Origin of the sequence: Bacillus sp. FJAT-49711 (genome assembly GCF_018343715.1) — a bacterium.
In the GTDB taxonomy this organism is placed as follows: Bacteria; Bacillota; Bacilli; order Bacillales; family Bacillaceae_C; genus Lederbergia.
Genome location: NZ_JAGYPL010000001.1, coordinates 1,468,348 through 1,486,166, shown reverse-complemented (window position 1 = coordinate 1,486,166; position 17,819 = coordinate 1,468,348). Strand labels below are relative to the sequence as shown.

The window sequence follows — 17,819 nt, the reverse complement described above, 5'->3', positions numbered from 1 at the left end:
CATGAAAAATGACTTCTGAGGACTGCCTTTTTTCGTTAGGCTTTTCTCACATACTTTGTTGCTTTTTATCAAGTAGTGCGTAAAGGTTGATTTCCGCTACAGTTGCTCGCTTTCCGCGGGGCGGGCGGTGAGCCTCCTCGGCGCAAACGCCTGTGGGGTCTCACCTGTCCGCACATCCCGCAGGAGTCTCGCACTTTCGCTCCAATCAACCTTCAAACAGTGTTGGTTTTAAAAGCAACAACCTCTCAGAACAGTGCCTTCCGTTATTAAAAATAGGTACAAAAAAATCGTCACTTCTTGTAAAATGAAAGTTACCACACCAACATTTAGGAAGGACGATTTTTTATGAGCAATCCAAAGATTACTAACCCCAATTATATCACTGAACAAACTTCACTTCCACTGGAAATACAAGAGAAAACTTGCGTTTCTAAAAAAGCAAATTACGCACCTACTTTTATCCCGTACAATAACCAACAAGGAATTTCCCTTTTTGACATTCAAGATTTGATCCCTCGTAACCATGTATCACGCGTGATTGATGAAATGATTGAGTCTATTGAAGACGAAGTTTTCTTTTCTCATTATAAAGGCGGTGGAAGAAGCTCATTCCATCCAAAGATGATGACGAAAGTGATCCTCTACGGTTATTCCAAAAAAGTCTATTCCTCCCGAGGCATTGAAAATTTACTTAGCGAAAATATTCCCGCAAAATGGCTCGCAGCTGGTCAAGAACCGGATCATCGTACCATTAATCGGTTCCGTTCCCAGCAATTTAAAAACATGATGGATTCCCTATTTGAAGAAATGATTCAGCTACTTATCGAGCAAAACTATATTACAATGGAAAATTACTTTTTGGATGGGACAAAAATTGAAGCCGATGCCAATAAGTATTCTTTTGTATGGAAAAAAGCAACGAAGAATTTCGAGGGAAAGCTGAAAGAAAAAATTCAAGAAACGATTCAACATATTCAAGAAGTAGCGGAATCTGAGTTGATTCAATCTACTATTAAGGAGGTCAAAGAAGAAGTAACTCCAGAACAATTAGAAATCATTGCGCAAGAATTAGAAGGAAAAGTAATCACCTTAACAGAAGCGATTGAAGCGGAAGAAGACGTCATAGTAAGAAAAGAAATCCGTTCACAACGAAGTGTGTTGAAGAAACCATTAAAACTAATTCGGGAAAACTTCTTACCTCGCATCGATAAGTATAGACAACAACATGAAATCTATGGCGACCGTAACAGCTTTTCCAAAACAGATCATGACGCGACATTTATGCGAATGAAAGATGATCATATGAAAAACGGACAATTAAAAGCAGCTTATAATGTTCAAATGGCAACAGAAAATCAATTCATTTTATTTTACTCCATGCATCAACGCCCAACCGATACACGCTGTTTCATTCCACACTTGGAGAAACTAGCAGCGTCTAGTTTACCGATGCCAAAAACGGTGATAGCCGATGCAGGTTATGGAAGTGAAGAAAATGATCTGTATGCGCTGGGTGATGAAAAGGAACCTCGTTTTGATTTCCTCATTCCGTACGGAATGTATTTAAAGGAAAAGTCACGTAGCTATAAAAAGAACATCAAGCATGCGAAAAATTGGGATTACAATGAAAAGGATGATCATTTTATTTGTCCAAACGGACGGAAGGTTGAATTTAAAAAGTATTTGAATAAGAAAAATGCCTCAGGTTATGTACAAAGTTTAAAAGTGTATGAATGTGAGGACTGTTCAGATTGTCCGTTGAAAGCTCTCTGTACAAAAGCCAAAGGCAATCGTCAAGTACAATGGAACCCCATTTTTGAAGAAATGAAAGCAAAGGCCAAAACAGCCCTTGAGTGTGAAACAAAATCACGCCTCTACTTGCAACGTAAAATTGACGTAGAGAGTGTTTTGGGCCACATCAAGGGCAATCGGTCGTTCCGCAGATTTTTACTGCGGGGCCTTGATAAGGTTCACACAGAATTTGGGATTGTGGCATTGGCACACAATCTCTTGAAAGTAGCCGGCATCCGCCGACTACTTTCAAGGGAAAAAAATGAAAGCATAAAAACAGGTGAAAACGACTCGTTTTCACCTGATATATTTTAGGGACTTATTAGACAGCCCCGTTTTTTAGTTAATGCTTATTCGCCGCTTTTATATCTTTTAAGATTTGATTAAATGGAACATCCTCATTCCCAGGATAATCCGCGATAATCTCACCTTTTTTATTTAAAAGATAAAATCTCACACCGTGTATAACTTGATCATCATTTTGTGGTTTCTTTATAATTGTTTTGAAATTTTTTGGACCGTAGTCTTCAATTTCCTTTTGAGAATATCCCGTTAAAAAATGCCAAGTGGAGAAATCGGCTTCAAAAGCTTCACCATATTTTTTTAAAGCCTCTGGTGTATCAATTTCAGGATCGATACTAAAAGATACAAAGTGAACATCTTTAAGACCTGCATCTTTTACTTCCTGCTGAAGCTGACTCATATTCGCGGTCATTGGCGGGCAAACGGTCGTACAGTTAGTAAATACGAAATCTGCCACCCAAACTTTCCCTTTTAAATCCTCAAGGCCCAGAGGCTTCCCGTCTTGGTCTGTATAATTAAAATCCTTTATTGGAGTACCTTTTGGAGCAGGAGAACATGCACTTAAAACGAGTAGAACAGAGAATAGCATAAAAAATTTCTTCATCGTATGTAATAAACCTCCTAGAAAACAATCCTTCCTCCATTATATACTAATGTTTTTAGTTATAGGCCAATGCAAGGGATTGTTCAGAAATTAGCCAAAATAGAAAGGAAGCTAATAAGGAGTGTTTTGTTATCAACAGCTCCTTAATTGGCTTCCTATTAAGAATTGGCTTTTTCTGCAGGAATATGAATTCGTTCCTTACTCATTAAAAATATAAAGACTACTGCTAGCAAGGCTGGTATAAGTGCCCACATAAACGTTTGGGCAATGGAACTAGATAAAGCATTTGTGATTTTTTCTAAAACAGGTGCTGGTATCTCTTTACGTGATTCGGGAGATAGTAGTTCCCTTGAACTTCCAAATTGATTTCCATTTTCTATTCCTGCAAACTCATTGGATAATTTGTTCGCGAATAAGTTCCTCTGTATAATACCATAAATGGTAATGCCTAATGTCATTCCGAGGGAACGGAAGAATGTAATCGATGATGTAGCTGCTCCACGTTTCCTCATATCAAAATTATGAATGGCCGACATACTTAATGTTGAAAATGAAAATCCAACCCCAAATCCAGTAATGATCATAAAAATGGTAACAATCAATCGGGAGGTGTCAGGAGAGAGTGTACTTAATAAAAAAATTCCAGTGACGAAAAAAACACCTGAGAGAATCATAATATTACGATAACTTGTTCTAGTCGTCATTAACCCTCCTGATTGGCTTCCAAAGACGGACCCGAGCATCATGGGAGTTAAAATAAGACCGGAATTCGTAGCGGTGCCTCCGAATACACCTTGAACGAAGATAGGTATGTAAATCGTTGCGATAATAAAGGTGGCGCCATAAAAAAATCCTATCGCATTACTTGTTGCAAAAAGGCGTGACTTAAACATTTGAAACGAGATAATGGGTTCCGATGCTTTTGTTTCAACAAAGAGAAAAATAATAAAGAAAGCTGTAAATAAGCTAAACAATCCAATGATCACTATGGAATCCCAAGCATACTGATTGCCGCCAAGTTCAAGTGCGAACATGAGACAAATAACGGCACCTACGAGAGTAAATGCTCCCCACCAATCTATTTTCTGAGACTTATGTTGAAGTGACTCTTTATAAAAAAAGAATATTAATGAAAACGAGAAGATACCAATCGGAACATTAATAAAAAACACCCAATGCCAGCCAACATATTCTGATATGTAAGCACCGAGTAAAGGACCGAAAAGGCTTGAAGTTCCAAAAACAGCACCAAACAAACCGGTCATTTTACCACGTTTTTCAGGTGGGAAGATATCGAAAACAATGGTGAAGGCAATTGGCATCAAGGCACCACCGCCTACACCTTGGATAGCACGATAAATACTGAGCTGTGTAATCGTATTTGCTGTTCCACATAGAATAGAACCAAATAAGAAAACAATCAATCCGAAAATAAAAAATCGTTTACGGCCATACATATCTGATAATTTACCGAATATAGGTGTTCCTGCCATAACGGTCACTAAATAGGCTGAGGTTACCCATACAAACTTATCAAAACCACCTAGATCAGCGACAATCGTCCCCATCGAAGTTGCAACGATCGTATTATCCATAGCAGACATTAATATAGCTAGTAATAGTCCAGTGACGACAAAGCCTAGTTTATTATCTTTAGCTGCCATTTTTAACCCCCTTCAATCTTAAATGCACTGTTGCAATATAAAAAAAGATATTGATAAAATAAAAACTATAAATCTTATTTACTGACCTCAGTATTATTATTTGTTTTTTTACGCTCGTTTCTTTTGCCAAAAACACTAAGATTTACAATTAAATAAATTAATTCTTCAATAATAGCAAATGCAATCAAAGGAATAGAAAGGTAGAGAATCCAGTCCCACATAAAAAACACCTTCCTTTACGTTTCAAGATAAAGTAGTATCTAAAATATACAAATATTAACATGGATGTGTCAAAGACTTTTTGAAATGGAGATGATAACTTGATAAAAGAATTAATTAGCAAGGATGAAATATTAGCTGGGTTTGAGGTAATGAAGCATTTACGGGCTCATCTCGATGAAGTATCATATTTAAAGCTTGTTCTTGATGCACAAGAAAAAGAGAATTATAGATTAATTGCTCATTTTGATCTAAATGAAAAAATCGTTGCCGTCGTAGGATTTATGCCTATGATCACGTTGTATTATGGCCATTATATATGGGTGTGCGATTTAGTGACAGATCCTGACGTACGGTCAAAGGGATATGGTAAGAAACTTTTAACCTATGTCCAAGAATGGGCCAAAGCAAATGGATATGAAAAAGTTGCTTTATCATCAGGGCTGCAGCGTAAAGATGCACATCGTTTTTATGAAGAAAAAATGAATTATGATAAAGTTAGCTATGTATTTTTAAAAAATGTATAAATGAATGAAGGGGATCAACAATGGAAAAATTACAAAATTATTATCGCAGCTTTGAAAAAGAAATGGGCTATAATCGTTTTGATGAAAATAGCTTTCAAGCGAATCAAACATTTCTGCTTTTTATACATATGTTGTTAACGACTGAAGTCGCCGAGGTTGCTGAAGAGTTTAGAAGTATGTTTGACTTATCCGAGAAATATTTATCTGAAGGCTACAGTGATGTGGAAGCGATGGAAATGGCGAAAGAATCTATAAGGGAGGATCTTGGGAAAGAATTGGCAGATTGTCTCGCTTATATACTGAAGCTTGCCAATTATTTTGAATATGATCTCGAAACAGAGCTATATTCGAAACTCGAGGAAATAAAAAGAACGAGAAAAAAGTATTAATATACCCACATAATGTACCGCCATTTAATTAAGTGGCGGTATTTTGCTGTGCGCCCAGCATGGGCGTAGTCTATAGGGTGCAAGTCCCGAACTGCGAAGGCAGAAGTAGCAGTTAGCTTAACGCAAGGGTGTCCACGGTGACGTGGAATCTGAAGGAAGCGAGCGGCAAACCTCCGGTCTGAGGAACACGAACTTCATATTAGGCTATTTACGATTGGGTGAGTTTGCAGTACAGAACAAAGCCCTTTCTGCCGAAGGTTGTATGTAGTAAATGAAGCAGATAGGTGGAGGGAAAGACTACGTTCTTACCTGGGGAGGTCTGATTGGAACGCCAAGTTCACTTGGTAACCTATCCAGTGATGGATAGCTGAACAATCAGAAGTCAGCAGAGGCCATAGTACCATTCGAACTCGAGAAGAATGGGAAGGGCTGAACAATTAAGAGAGAGCAACATCTTGGCATTCAGTAACCTGCGATGAACACAGATAACCGATAAGGCATGCTTGAAGGAGGATATGGTGAATCCCATGGGGGACTTCAAGATGGTGGAGCAGAACTGGCATAAGTGGAATCGTTGTTCACGGAAAGAGGCGTAACCAATGTTAATGGAACGAATACTGTCACGGGAAAACCTCCTTTCCGCCCTGAAAAGGGTGGAACGAAATAAAGGAAGTCATGGTGTGGATGGGATGTCCGTACAAAACCTACGAGAGCATATCAAGAAACACTGGGAATCCATGAAAATGGAACTTCTTGAGGGTACCTATACACCGCAACCCGTCCGCAGGGTCGAAATCCCGAAACCTGACGGTGGGGTGCGATTATTAGGTATCCCTACCGTAACAGACCGTCTCATTCAACAAGCAATTGCCCAAGTTTTAACGACTATATATGACCCGATGTTCTCAGACCATAGTTATGGATTTCGACCAGGTCGAAGCGCCCATGATGCGGTTAGGAAAGCAAAAGGTTATATACAGGAAGGTTATCGTTGGGTGGTTGATATCGACTTGGAGAAGTTCTTCGACAGAGTAAACCATGACAAATTAATGGGGACACTAGCGAAACGAATCGAAGATAAACGCCTGCTTAAGTTAATCCGTAAATATCTAGAATCGGGAATCATGATAAATGGCATTGTGACAACCAGTGAGGAAGGAACTCCACAAGGAGGACCTCTCAGTCCTTTACTCTCTAACATTGTCCTTGACGAATTTGACAAGAAGTTAGAGGAAAGAGGTCACAAATTTGTACGATACGCCGATGATGCTAATATCTATGTGAAAACAATGAAAGCAGGAAACCGGGTGATGGATTCCATCACCTTGTTTATAGAAGGAAAGCTTAAGCTGAAAGTTAATTTGAAAAAGTCAGCTGTAGACCGTCCTTGGAAGAGGAAATTTCTTGGATTCAGTTTTACCTTTCATAAAGAACCCAAAGTTCGGATTGCCAAAGAAAGCGTGAAACGGATGAAGAATAAAATCCGAGAAATTACCTCAAGAAAGAAACCTTATCCCATGGAATATCGAATAGAGAAACTAAACCAATATCTAATGGGATGGTGCGGATACTTCGCCCTGGCAGATACGCCAAGTGTATTCAGGGAGTTTGATTCATGGATTAGAAGAAGACTTCGGATGTGTATGTGGAAGAATTGGAAGAAACCAAGCACGAAGGTGAGGAACCTCATTAGACTTGGCGTTCCGAAAGGAAAGGCTTATGAATGGGGAAACTCACGTAGAAGTTATTGGAGAATCTCCAAAAGTCCGATACTACACAGAACCCTTGGAAACTCCTACTGGAATTCCCAAGGGCTCAAAAGTCTATTATCTCGTTACGAAACTTTGCGTCACCAATCTTAGTTGAACCGCCGTATACCGAACGGTATGTACGGTGGTGTGAGAGGTCGGGGGTTAATCACTCCCTCCTACTCGATTGTTCGACTAACTACTGATAAATGTACGTCATAATGTTATGATAAAAAGGAAATGAAAAATATTTTAAAATATGAATGATTTATTTTACACCTTCGTTAAGCCCCTATTTTAATTTTCTTCGTATAGCTAAATATTCACATGGAAAATACTTGTTTTTTCACATTTCCAATACTTTTAAAAGGGAGAACCCAATGAATTATCGTTTTTATAATCATATTCCTAAAAATGAAATAATGTTTGGAATCTTACAATTGCACGAAGACATTTTTGGAGATTCCTCAATATTGATTAAGAAAATGGAAAGTAGAAGAAATTTACTTATTCAAGTCGCTTTCAAAGATTCAAAAGTAATTGGCTATAAAATTGGGTACGAGCTTTCAAATGATAAATTTTACAGTTGGCTTGGTGGTGTAGATATCCATTATAGGAATTCAGGAATTGCTTCGAAGCTAATGGAAGATCAACATGAGCATCTAAAAGGAAAAGGATATAAAATCGTCCAAACGAAAACAAAAAACAAGTGGAGGCAAATGCTTATTTTAAATATAAAAAATGGATTTAATGTCATTGATACATATACTGATACAAACGGTGAAATCAAAATAATTCTTGAGAAAGATTTATAACGTAAAATTGGTTTTTGATGTGTTGGAGGGTAATTGAACATGAAAATTTCCGAATTAAGACCTGAAGATCTTACAGATGAACTAATGACCAAGCTCCTATACAGCAACTTAAACGACGACCTTGAAAAAGGAGATTGCATTATGGTTTTTGGCAGCAGTAAGGCTGTACAATATCGCTTGCCAAAAGCAATACAGTTATATCATGAAGGCAGAGCAAATAAAATATTATTTACCGGTGGGGTAGCCTGGAATGGCAATTCGTTGCCGGAGGCTATTGTATTGAAAAATAAAGCAATAGAAATGGGAATTCCCGAAGAAGATATATTGGTTGAAACGGTGTCAACGAATACAAAGGAAAATATACTGGCATCATTATTAGTATTAGATCGATATTTTGATTTGCACAAAGTTAAGAGGTTATTGATCGTAACCGCAAGTTATCATATGCAGAGAACTCATTTGACCTTAAAAACATATATGCCAAGCTGGATTGAATTCTCTCTTTGCCCCGCGGAAGATCAAAGTACGAAAAAAGAAAATTGGTTTCTGAATGTTCATGGCAGAAGGAGAGTCACGGAAGAGTCTCGAAAAATAATAACGTATATTAAAGAAGGAGCACTTGTGGACGGGATTCTTCCGTAAACATTTAGATTAATAATCTATCTCTTCGTAATCTTTTGGTTGTGAAATTGGTTTTCCGCTATCTTGTTCAAAGTAATCCTCTACCGATTGTTGAGGATGATCTCTGAAATTGTTATCTCGATTTTCATCTTGTTTTTTTGGGTTTTTCATTTGAATATTCTCCTTTTAGTAAACTAAAATTAATATGCATCATTAAGGGCAAATTATACGAGTTAGCCTACACATCTAGTAATTTGCAAAGGATGGTCAATAAAATGGGTAATGGCCTCATTAAAATAACGCTGACGCGAGTAAAACTGCAAGATCTCATATGAAGTTGCAAAGGTGAACCGAAAATTGAAAGACGATGTATGGAGTATGGTAAAATTATATTTGTACATTTTAAATGATAAGAATTAACAATAGAAAGAAGGAAATTCAGTGATAGTTCAAACTGAGGAGGATCTTAAAGGTCTAAAAGAAATTGGAAAAATAGTCGCAACGATTCGTGATGAAATGATTAAAAAAGCGAAACCTGGGATCACAACAAAAGAGTTAGACGATTTTGCTGGTGAGCTTTTTGAAAAATATGGTGCCATATCTGGTCCAAAAGGTGAATATGACTTTCCAGGCTTTACTTGTATTAGCATAAACGAAGAAGTGGCACATGGAATTCCTGGAAAACGTGTAATTAATGAAGGAGACTTAGTAAATATTGATGTATCAGGATCTAAAAATGGTTATTTTGCTGATACAGGTCTTTCCTTTGTTGCGGGTAATGGTGACGCAGTCCTATATTCGTTGTGTGACGCAGCCCAAAAAGCATTTGATGCTGGGCTAGCAAAAATAAAAGTGGGTGCAAAATTAAACGGAATTGGAAAAGCCGTAAACAATACAGCAAAGCAACATGGTTTTACAGTCATTAAAAACTTAACAGGACATGGAGTTGGGCGCTCCTTGCATGAATCCCCAAAACATATTATGAATTACTATGAGCCATGGGATAATGAACTTTTAAAGGATGGAACGGTGCTAGCTTTTGAACCATTTATTTCTTCTAATGACGAAGAGGTATATGAAAAAGGGGACGGCTGGACATTTATTACGTTAAATCAAAGTTATGTTGCTCAAATTGAGCATACTGTCATTGTGACAAAAGAAGGCCCTATTATCATTACTGAGTAAAGCTTTTTTACTGACAAAACATAGCAGAGTGAGACAGGATTTTAGGCCCCTGAAATTGCTATGATTTATTCAAGGGAGGGGGCTGTTATATGGCATGGGTTGAATCTTTGCAAAAAGCGATTGATTATATAGAAGATCATTTACTGGATAATATGACGATTGAGCAAATCGCACGACAGGCAAACTCATCACAATTTCATTTCCAACGAACATTTTCTATTCTAACGGATATGACGATCGGCGAATATATCAGGAGGCGCAGGCTGACGTTTGCTGCACAAGAACTAATTAAAACAAATGAAAAAATCATTGATTTAGCCCTAAAATATGGCTATGACTCTCCCGAGGCTTTCTCAAAGGCTTTTCGACGGCAACATGGAATCACCCCAACTGAAGCGAGGAGAAATATGGGAAAGCTGAAATCATATAACCGCTTGGTGATTCAAGTGAGTCTGAAAGGGGCAGAGCCAATGCAATACAAAATTGTAGAAAAAGATAGTTTTGAAGTAGTGGGCGTCAAGGAAAGTTTTTCGTGGGAAAACGGAGAAAATTTAATCGGTATTCCAAAAATGTGGGAAAAAGCACATGGAGAAGGAATCGTCGACACGCTCGTGGAAGTTAATGATGGAGCAATAAAAGGGATATTAGGTGTATGTTTTGATCCATTGTCGAATGGAGAGATTGATTATTGGGTTGCCGCTGCATCTAAAAGTAAAAAGCTTGAAAACTTAGAGAGCTTAACAATTCCCGCATCCAAATGGTCTGTATTTGAGGTCCATGGTGCTATGCCAGACGCCATACAAAGAGCGTGGAAAAAAATCCACACTGAATGGTTTCCATCGAGCGGCTATGTACATGCTGGAACACCGGACTTAGAAGTATATACCAATGACAATCCATCCAGCTCAGATTGTTATTCAGAAATATGGATACCAATAAAATAATTGTTACTTTGGACAGGGTCAATTGATCCTGTCTTTGTTTGTTTAAAAAAGGAAAAACTACTTGTGTTATAGAACATTAATAGACAGAAGATATTTTGGGGGAGCGTATAATGGCTAATATTGATAAAAGAAATAGATTAGATGAGTCTCCTTTTTCCTATAGAGTTAGTAAAAACAATACTATTTTTATAGACTTTAATGGAAAATGTGTGAAAACGATAAAAGGTAAAGAAGCTGAAAAATTCTTGACTAAAATAAGATCAGCAGCTAATGAAAAAGAAGCTCAGCTTATACTGGCGAAAATAACGAGAAATTTCAAAAGAGGGAATGAGCGTATTTGAAACAAATAATATAATACATTTAGAAGGAGTGTAAAACAGGCATGATATTCATCGTTAATACAGAAGCAGCCATTCACAAAGATGGCAAATGGCTCATTATTGAGAGAAGTAAAAAAGAAGAACATGCAGGCGGAATGCTATCTTTAATCGGCGGGAAAGTTGATCACGAAGGTAATGCTTCCGATATATTAGAAAGAACAGTGAAACGTGAGGTTTTCGAAGAAGTAGGAATTATAGTAAAGGATCAGCTTCACTATGTCCATAGTACATCATTTGTAACCGATAAAGGCGCACATGTAGTGGATGTAGTTTTCCTAGCAGAACTTGATAGCGGAGAAGCATTTCCAAAAAGCCCCGATGAAGTTGAAGCAGTTATGTGGTTAACATATGAAGAAATTTTGGAACATCCAAATTCGCCATCTTTTTTAAAGAATAGTATCACGAAGGCTGAGCAACTAAAAAGGAAGATTTTTTAATGAAGGCGATGATGATCAGCGGTAGAATCATACTCCGTGAAATTGTAGAAATGGATTGGCTGGATATTCATACATATGCCTCCCAACCTGAGGTGTCACGTTTTCAACCATGGGGACCGAATACAGAAGAAGATACTAAAACTTTCGTGAATCAAATTCTTATTGAAGCAAAAATGAAACCGAGAACTCGTTATGTTTATGCCATTATTGAAAAAAATACTAACAGATTGATTGGTTCTTGCGAATTAATATTACGTGACATGAGAAATAGATCAGGCGTTATTGCATATATTATTAATCCTGCTTATTGGGGAAAGGGTTATGCGACTGATGCTGCAAAACTTTTGATTAAATTTGGATTTAACGAATTTAAACTCCATCGCATTTTTGCCACATGCGATGCAAGAAATATTGGTTCATCAAAAGTGTTGAAAAAAAGCGGTATGACATTAGAAGGCAAGATGCGTGAGGATTTATTGATAAAAGATGGTTGGCGTGATTCTTTCCTATATAGCATACTTGAACATGAATGGAAAGCTAGATCATAGAGTATCTAGCTTTCCATTTTTGCTTAAAGATCTTTTCGTTTCCTTTTTTTAAGAAGTAAGAAAATAACACTTAAAATGATAACAAGTAGACCGAAAACAGGCAAATTTCCTACAAAAAATACAACAAGTGCAGAACAAGCTGCCAAAATAAAGTTCATGCTATCAACAAATTGCTTTTTTGTCTTTTCCCATGTATTTAAATTTTTATTGTCTATCCCTGGAATGACGACGCGCGTTTCAGTCATTTGAATTTCAACTGTTGAAAAAGAAGTTTGATTTTCAAGATACTTCATTCTCCCTACAAGAACTTCAATTTCCTCCTGAATTTTCGCTAAATCCGATGAAATTTTTAATAAATCCTCTGTCTTTTTTGCATCAGTCATAAAATCAAGCAGTCTTTCTTCAACAGCTCTTTTTGATGTAAGTCTTGATTCCAAATCAACGTATTCCTCGGTTACATCTTGGCCAGTTATATTTCGGCCAATCGTTTCTGCCGCTTGTTTTTCAGCATCATTTATAAAAGTTTGGAAGTATTTTTCAGGAATGCGAATAATGATTGTACCACTAACTGTTTCATCGGTGTCACGATATATATTAGATTCAACGATGTATCCTCCGTATTCTTTCACTTTCTTTTCAATAGTAAGTTGAGCTTTATCAAAGCTTTTTACTTTTACATGCAAATGCGCCTGGTGGATGATCATTCTGTCCGTTGTGATCTTTATATCTTGAGCGTCAGCTCCCTTATCTGCATTTGATAGTTCTTCATTTTGTGCAATTGATAGTTCTTCTTTTGGCATTTCCATTGCTATTTCATCCGAAGCTGCGGATGAATCGTAGCTTCCACCACTACTTTCGCTTTTAGCCGAGTCGTTAGAACTGGAACTACAAGCCGTCATAAATAGACTTGTCAACAATAAAACTAAAAACCCCTTCTTCACAATATGCCCCCTCCAGTCTGTTTAATATATTCGACGTTTGAATAATAAATAAGTTGCACTTAGATATTAGAAACAATTCTTTTGAAAGAAGGAAATGCTTCGAATAACTCGAATGTAGAAATATATGTATAATTCTTAAAAAAATAATATTCGTTTAAGGTGGCGTACATGTATGACAAAAACAACAAATGATCGAGATTACTGGCTGCAAACAATGTTGAAAATAGCTGATCCTGTTCTTCAGTCTCTTTCCAGAAGACAATTAAAGAAGAAAATGCCGCTAGAAGGAAAGCTTTCAGATCGAGACCAATATAGTCATTTGGAGGCATTTGCTAGGCTTTTATGCGGAATGGCTCCTTGGTTAGAAAGCCGTCCCTCAAATGGTGAGGAAGGACAATTATGGAAAAAATATAGTCGATTAGCGAGAGAGGGACTTGATGCAGCGACAGATCCTAATTCGCCGGATTTTTTAAATTTTTCCGATGGTCATCAACCAATTGTTGATACCGCTTTTCTAGCGCATGCGATTTTACGAGCACCGACTGAATTATATGAAAAACTAGATGGTAGAGTACAACAAAACTTGGTAACTGCTCTTAAAGCTACAAGAACACGAAAGCCTTTTTTTAGTAATTGGCTGCTATTTTCCGCTATGATTGAAGCTGTTTTGTTTAAATTAGGCGAAGACTGGGATCCAATGAGGATTGATTATGCATTAAGACAGCATGATCAATGGTATTTAGGCGACGGCATATATGGAGACGGACCGGAATTTCATGCAGACTACTATAATAGTTATGTCATTCAGCCAATGTTGGTCGATATTATAGAGACTATAGGAGATCAATCTTCAGATTGGCAAGCAATGAAAGAGAAGATCATTAAAAGGGCGAAAAGGTTTGCGGTCATCCAAGAAAGGAGCATCTCACCTGAAGGGGCCTTTCCAGTTATCGGAAGGTCAATCGCTTATAGGTTTGGAGCTTTTCAACATTTAGCTCAAATGGCTTATCAACATCGGTTGGACGAAAACATAAAACCAGCTCAAGTAAGATGTGCTCTTACTGCAGTCATTCACCGATTGATTGAAATGCCTGGGACTTTTGATGATGAGGGATGGCTTCGAATCGGATTCTGTGGCCATCAGCAGGAATTAGGAGAAAACTACATTTCAACTGGAAGCTTATATCTTTGTGCTACAGCATTTTTACCTCTCGGATTGCCCGAGGAAGATCCTTTTTGGCAAGGAGAGGAAGACTGGACCTCCAAGAAAGTATGGTCGGGAAAATCAGTTCCGATTGATTTCGCGATATTAAGCGGTTGAATAATAGTTTAGGATAGCCGGTAGAATTTCTCCAAGCAATTATCTTTATTAGAAACTGGAACAGCATCCGAGTTTCTAATAAAATAATAAAAACAGTGGCAAGCGTCGTTCCAGAACTTTTCAACCAATAAGCAGCTGTGCGACATAGTTCAAAAAGATAATACCGAAAAATGTAAAGGAATCCCAGAAAAGGTTATATGAATCTTCGGAAACTTGCCGTCTTAGCGGCACGATTTTTAAAAAAGAGGGATTTGAATGAAAACAACTTTTATACGAAGCTGTATCCTCGCATTCATCGTATCTTTCCTAATCGTTCCTCAATCAAAGGCTAGCTGGGCCTATTCATTTGTTGTGTGGGATGGTTATGTTTATATTGTAAGCGATGAATCTGTAGAAAACATTGATAAAGAAATTGGTCATGTGACGAAACATAGCGATAAGGAAGGGTCGTACTGGGGAAATTTTTCAAATGCTTTTCCAAAGGGAACTAAATACTATTCAATAACCGACACAAGTACAAATGACGCAATTGCAGTTCAAACAACTGAGGGGATATATGTAAAAGCAACTAGGGAAGGAAAGTATATGAGTGAATATCCATTGACCGCAATCATTGCTTTTACTATTATTATGCTTGTCTTCATTTTAGGAATTATTATATTTAGACCGGTAAAAAAGGGGATTAATAAATGAATCAAATAGAAGTGTACTGGGCGAAGTTCTTAAAAGAAACGAAAACGCCGAATCAACCTTATACATCATGGCATTTCGAGCTAAATGAAAGATTAGCAAATGAATTGTTAGAACTTGTTTTGCAGGGTAAGAAAAGAGCAACAACATCTTCCATTTATGATTTTGAACAAGAGCCACTTCCAACGGCAGGGGATTATAGCGTCATTACGAATTGGTCAGGGGAACCGAAATGCATCATCCAAACGACATCCATTCAAATTATCCCATTTAAGGACGTTACCTTCGAATTAGCGAGATTAGAAGGCGAAGATGATAATTTGGAATCGTGGCGAGAAGGACATATAAGATACTACAAGCAAGTATGTGAGGCAGCTAATCAAAAATTTACGTGGGATATGCCTGTTGTTTTTGAACAATTTAAGGTCGTTTATCAATAAGGAGAGGAAACGATGGAGATAAAAATAGTCGTCGGAGCAGGGGAATATAATAATAATCCAGAGTGGATCCATACGCAGGAAAATGAACTCAATTTATTGGACATTTCAATATGGAAAAAAAGGTTTGATGAAAACACAATTACAGCTATTTTGGCGGAACAGGTTTGGGAACACCTTACATATGAAGAAGGCGTGCAAGCAGCTAAGATTTGTTATAAATACTTAAAAACATCTGGATACATTCGCTGTGCTGTTCCTGACGGTTTTTTTCCAGATGAAACGTATCAAAATGTAATTAAGGTTGGTGGGCCAGGTCCAAAAGACCATCCTGCTGCTAGTCATAAAATCGTATATAACTATAAAACACTGTCCGATATGTTTCAAAATGCTGGTTTCGAAGTGAAATTATTAGAGTACCACGATAAGGAAGGAAACTTTCATTATAACGAATGGGACGGGAAGCAAGGTGTTATTTTCCGCTCTAAACATTATGATCCTAGAAATAAAGACGGTAGGCTTGTCTTTCCATCATTGATCGTGGATGCTATTAAAATTTAATAAGGAATATTTTAAAGGAAAGACTTGATAAGTGAATTATTTACGAAATAATTCATGCTTTCTTAAGATTGTTTTTCGGGGGTGAAGGGGATCAAAAAGAAAAACACACTTATTTTTATTGTTGGATTTGTAGTCACTGTATTCATCTTAATTCCATTGTTTGGAAATCCTTTATCTGCTTTATTTAAATAAATTCGAAGTTTGATGACTTCATTGAAGAATAATAATGTGTATGAGCTATCAGTGGGATGGCTCTTTTTTCTTTATTGGAGGTATAAAAAACTTAAGAAAGAAGGTTTTTTAATAGCAATAATGGAATGTTTATTTATACGTTTCTAGAGTAGGTGATGATCATAAGTCGATCAAAAATAAAAATAATTCGTCTTTCAATTGACTCAATTAATGAAGCCAGTTTCCTGCTTGCTCATTACATACACCCATATCAGTGGGCTGAAAAAAAACAGGAGGAATGTTTACACAATCTAAAACAGTTATTGCAGTTCAAAAATGCTGATTTTTTGGTTGCACTAAACGGTGATGCGCCAGCGGGTTTTATTGCACTTAACTGGGGATTTTCAACTACAAAAGGAAAACCAATCTTGCTTATTCAAGATCTTTTTGTCATGCCGAGTTTCAGAAGAAATGGAATTGCTAAAATGTTGATTGACGAATCTGTTCTTTTAGCTAAAGAAAGAGATGCAAACCGACTTCAGCTAAATACAAGTACAAGTAATAACAATGCCCGATCTTTGTATCAGTCAAAAGGATTTGAATGGTTTCCCGATAAGGAGATTTATATGTTGTTTATATAGGGAGGTGACAAGGTGATTCAAGAAAAAGATTACTATGAGAATTCTACGAACAAAAAAAGCATTCGCTCGATTTATCGAACTGGGGAAAATCTTGAAGCGAAATATGATGTAATGAAGCAATATGCTATCTATAAGCAACCTTTTGAAGAATGGGTAGTCGAGAAGTTGAATTTGCGTGGTAATGAAAAGGTACTAGACGTGGGAGCAGGGAACGGTAGATTTTCAATTCCGATAGCAACTAAGTTGAAAAATAAAAGTGGGTTCGTAATAGCGGGGGATTTATCGACAGGCGTTTTGGAAACGTCTTATGAAATGGCAAGTAAAGAAGCTTTGCCAATGATCCATTTGAAGTTAGACGCCGAGGAACTTCCCTTTTTATCACATGAGTTCGATGTTGTAATGGCAAATCATATGCTCTATCATGTTGGAAATATGTCTCGCGGATTATCAGAAATGCGTAGGATAATGAAACGGGAAGGGATATTTCTCGCTACAACAAATAGTGATAAAGGGATGCCTGAATTTTTTTCTTTGCATCTTAAAACGATGCGTGAATTAGGAATTGGTTTTGACCATAGCAAAAATCATTTAACGTTTTCTATGGAAAATGGTGAAGATATATTAAGACGATTCTTCGATCAAGTGGACAAGCATATTTTCGATGCTGGCTTTGTCGTGGATCATCCCGAACCAGTATTGCAATATTATATGGCCACCCAATTATATCAGGGGCCATTTAATGATGAGAGTATTAAATACGAGATTAGAAATTTAATAAAGCCAACTTTTTATCGATTAACGGACGAAGCGTTGAGATCAGCCGGAGGAAATTTAAATATTTCAAAACCAGTATGTGCATTTATTTGTAAATAACAAAGGAGG

Annotated in this window: 22 protein-coding genes; 17 read left to right on the top strand and 5 right to left on the bottom strand. The window is 37.1% G+C overall.

Going from position 1 to position 17,819, the window contains the following annotated elements; all coding sequences use genetic code 11:
- Nucleotides 1-345 precede the first annotated feature (345 nt).
- On the top strand, nt 346-2,106 hold the full coding sequence (locus KHA96_RS07190) for an IS1182 family transposase (protein WP_213128559.1): 1,761 nt from the start codon (nt 346-348) through the stop codon (nt 2,104-2,106).
- A 28-nt stretch (nt 2,107-2,134) separates the two neighbouring features.
- Here the strand turns inward: KHA96_RS07190 and KHA96_RS07185 are convergent, their stop codons facing one another.
- The 3 genes from KHA96_RS07185 to KHA96_RS07175 all read right to left on the bottom strand — a co-directional run bounded on the left by KHA96_RS07185 (nt 2,135) and on the right by KHA96_RS07175 (nt 4,583).
- On the bottom strand, nt 2,135-2,698 hold the full coding sequence (locus tag KHA96_RS07185) for an SCO family protein (RefSeq protein WP_213128558.1): 564 nt from the start codon (nt 2,696-2,698) through the stop codon (nt 2,135-2,137).
- Between the two features lie 158 nt (nt 2,699-2,856).
- The gene (locus KHA96_RS07180) at nt 2,857-4,362 is read right to left on the bottom strand and encodes an MDR family MFS transporter (RefSeq protein WP_213128557.1); all 1,506 of its coding nucleotides are present in this window, start codon (nt 4,360-4,362) and stop codon (nt 2,857-2,859) included.
- Nucleotides 4,363-4,436: 74 nt separating this feature from the next.
- The gene (locus KHA96_RS07175; protein ID WP_213128556.1) at nt 4,437-4,583 is read right to left on the bottom strand and encodes a hypothetical protein; all 147 of its coding nucleotides are present in this window, start codon (nt 4,581-4,583) and stop codon (nt 4,437-4,439) included.
- 150 nt (nt 4,584-4,733) lie between these two features.
- Between KHA96_RS07175 and KHA96_RS07170 the strand changes: the two genes are divergently transcribed.
- From KHA96_RS07170 to KHA96_RS07150, 5 genes are all read left to right on the top strand, one after another.
- Nucleotides 4,734-5,108: a GNAT family N-acetyltransferase gene (locus tag KHA96_RS07170; protein ID WP_213128730.1), complete on the top strand. Its 375-nt coding sequence runs from the start codon at nt 4,734-4,736 to the stop codon at nt 5,106-5,108.
- Nucleotides 5,109-5,128: 20 nt separating this feature from the next.
- On the top strand, nt 5,129-5,497 hold the full coding sequence (locus tag KHA96_RS07165) for a hypothetical protein (RefSeq protein ID WP_213128555.1): 369 nt from the start codon (nt 5,129-5,131) through the stop codon (nt 5,495-5,497).
- 599 nt (nt 5,498-6,096) lie between these two features.
- Nucleotides 6,097-7,359: a group II intron reverse transcriptase/maturase gene (gene ltrA, locus KHA96_RS07160; RefSeq protein ID WP_213127439.1), complete on the top strand. Its 1,263-nt coding sequence runs from the start codon at nt 6,097-6,099 to the stop codon at nt 7,357-7,359.
- A 266-nt stretch (nt 7,360-7,625) separates the two neighbouring features.
- Complete coding sequence (locus tag KHA96_RS07155) at nt 7,626-8,060, top strand: GNAT family N-acetyltransferase (RefSeq protein WP_213128554.1); 435 nt, start codon at nt 7,626-7,628, stop codon at nt 8,058-8,060.
- A 39-nt stretch (nt 8,061-8,099) separates the two neighbouring features.
- On the top strand, nt 8,100-8,702 hold the full coding sequence (locus KHA96_RS07150) for a YdcF family protein (protein ID WP_213128553.1): 603 nt from the start codon (nt 8,100-8,102) through the stop codon (nt 8,700-8,702).
- A 9-nt stretch (nt 8,703-8,711) separates the two neighbouring features.
- Here KHA96_RS07150 and KHA96_RS07145 read toward each other — a convergent pair whose 3' ends face one another.
- Nucleotides 8,712-8,852 carry a hypothetical protein gene (locus KHA96_RS07145; protein WP_213128552.1) on the bottom strand — a complete coding sequence of 47 codons (141 nt, stop codon included), beginning with the start codon at nt 8,850-8,852 and terminating at the stop codon, nt 8,712-8,714.
- Nucleotides 8,853-9,122: 270 nt separating this feature from the next.
- Here KHA96_RS07145 and map point away from each other — a divergent pair, with 270 nt between their 5' ends.
- From map to KHA96_RS07120, 5 genes are all read left to right on the top strand, one after another.
- On the top strand, nt 9,123-9,866 hold the full coding sequence (map, locus tag KHA96_RS07140) for a type I methionyl aminopeptidase (protein ID WP_213128551.1): 744 nt from the start codon (nt 9,123-9,125) through the stop codon (nt 9,864-9,866).
- Nucleotides 9,867-9,955: 89 nt separating this feature from the next.
- A complete protein-coding gene (locus KHA96_RS07135) occupies nt 9,956-10,810 on the top strand; it encodes an AraC family transcriptional regulator (RefSeq protein ID WP_213128550.1) in 855 nt (284 codons plus the stop codon).
- A gap of 110 nt (nt 10,811-10,920) precedes the next feature.
- Nucleotides 10,921-11,151 (top strand): hypothetical protein, encoded by a 231-nt coding sequence (locus KHA96_RS07130; protein ID WP_213128549.1) that lies wholly within the window; start codon nt 10,921-10,923, stop codon nt 11,149-11,151.
- Between the two features lie 44 nt (nt 11,152-11,195).
- Nucleotides 11,196-11,627 carry an NUDIX hydrolase gene (locus tag KHA96_RS07125; protein ID WP_213128729.1) on the top strand — a complete coding sequence of 144 codons (432 nt, stop codon included), beginning with the start codon at nt 11,196-11,198 and terminating at the stop codon, nt 11,625-11,627.
- Nucleotides 11,627-12,175: a GNAT family N-acetyltransferase gene (locus tag KHA96_RS07120; protein WP_349305698.1), complete on the top strand. Its 549-nt coding sequence runs from the start codon at nt 11,627-11,629 to the stop codon at nt 12,173-12,175. Before KHA96_RS07125 ends, KHA96_RS07120 begins: the two co-directional genes overlap by 1 nt.
- Before the next feature lie 23 nt (nt 12,176-12,198).
- Here the strand turns inward: KHA96_RS07120 and KHA96_RS07115 are convergent, their stop codons facing one another.
- The gene (locus KHA96_RS07115; protein ID WP_213128548.1) at nt 12,199-13,116 is read right to left on the bottom strand and encodes a DUF4349 domain-containing protein; all 918 of its coding nucleotides are present in this window, start codon (nt 13,114-13,116) and stop codon (nt 12,199-12,201) included.
- Between the two features lie 172 nt (nt 13,117-13,288).
- Here KHA96_RS07115 and KHA96_RS07110 point away from each other — a divergent pair, with 172 nt between their 5' ends.
- From KHA96_RS07110 to KHA96_RS07085, 6 genes are all read left to right on the top strand, one after another.
- Nucleotides 13,289-14,437: a DUF2264 domain-containing protein gene (locus KHA96_RS07110; RefSeq protein WP_213128547.1), complete on the top strand. Its 1,149-nt coding sequence runs from the start codon at nt 13,289-13,291 to the stop codon at nt 14,435-14,437.
- Nucleotides 14,438-14,692: 255 nt separating this feature from the next.
- The gene (locus KHA96_RS07105; protein WP_213128546.1) at nt 14,693-15,130 is read left to right on the top strand and encodes a hypothetical protein; all 438 of its coding nucleotides are present in this window, start codon (nt 14,693-14,695) and stop codon (nt 15,128-15,130) included.
- The gene (locus KHA96_RS07100; protein WP_213128545.1) at nt 15,127-15,567 is read left to right on the top strand and encodes an ASCH domain-containing protein; all 441 of its coding nucleotides are present in this window, start codon (nt 15,127-15,129) and stop codon (nt 15,565-15,567) included. Before KHA96_RS07105 ends, KHA96_RS07100 begins: the two co-directional genes overlap by 4 nt.
- 12 nt (nt 15,568-15,579) lie before the next feature.
- A complete protein-coding gene (locus KHA96_RS07095) occupies nt 15,580-16,125 on the top strand; it encodes a class I SAM-dependent methyltransferase (RefSeq protein WP_213128544.1) in 546 nt (181 codons plus the stop codon).
- Nucleotides 16,126-16,472: 347 nt separating this feature from the next.
- Nucleotides 16,473-16,937, top strand: coding sequence for a GNAT family N-acetyltransferase (locus tag KHA96_RS07090; RefSeq protein WP_213128543.1), 465 nt, complete (start codon nt 16,473-16,475; stop codon nt 16,935-16,937).
- Nucleotides 16,938-16,949: 12 nt separating this feature from the next.
- The gene (locus tag KHA96_RS07085; protein WP_213128542.1) at nt 16,950-17,810 is read left to right on the top strand and encodes a class I SAM-dependent methyltransferase; all 861 of its coding nucleotides are present in this window, start codon (nt 16,950-16,952) and stop codon (nt 17,808-17,810) included.
- Nucleotides 17,811-17,819: the final 9 nt, after the last annotated feature.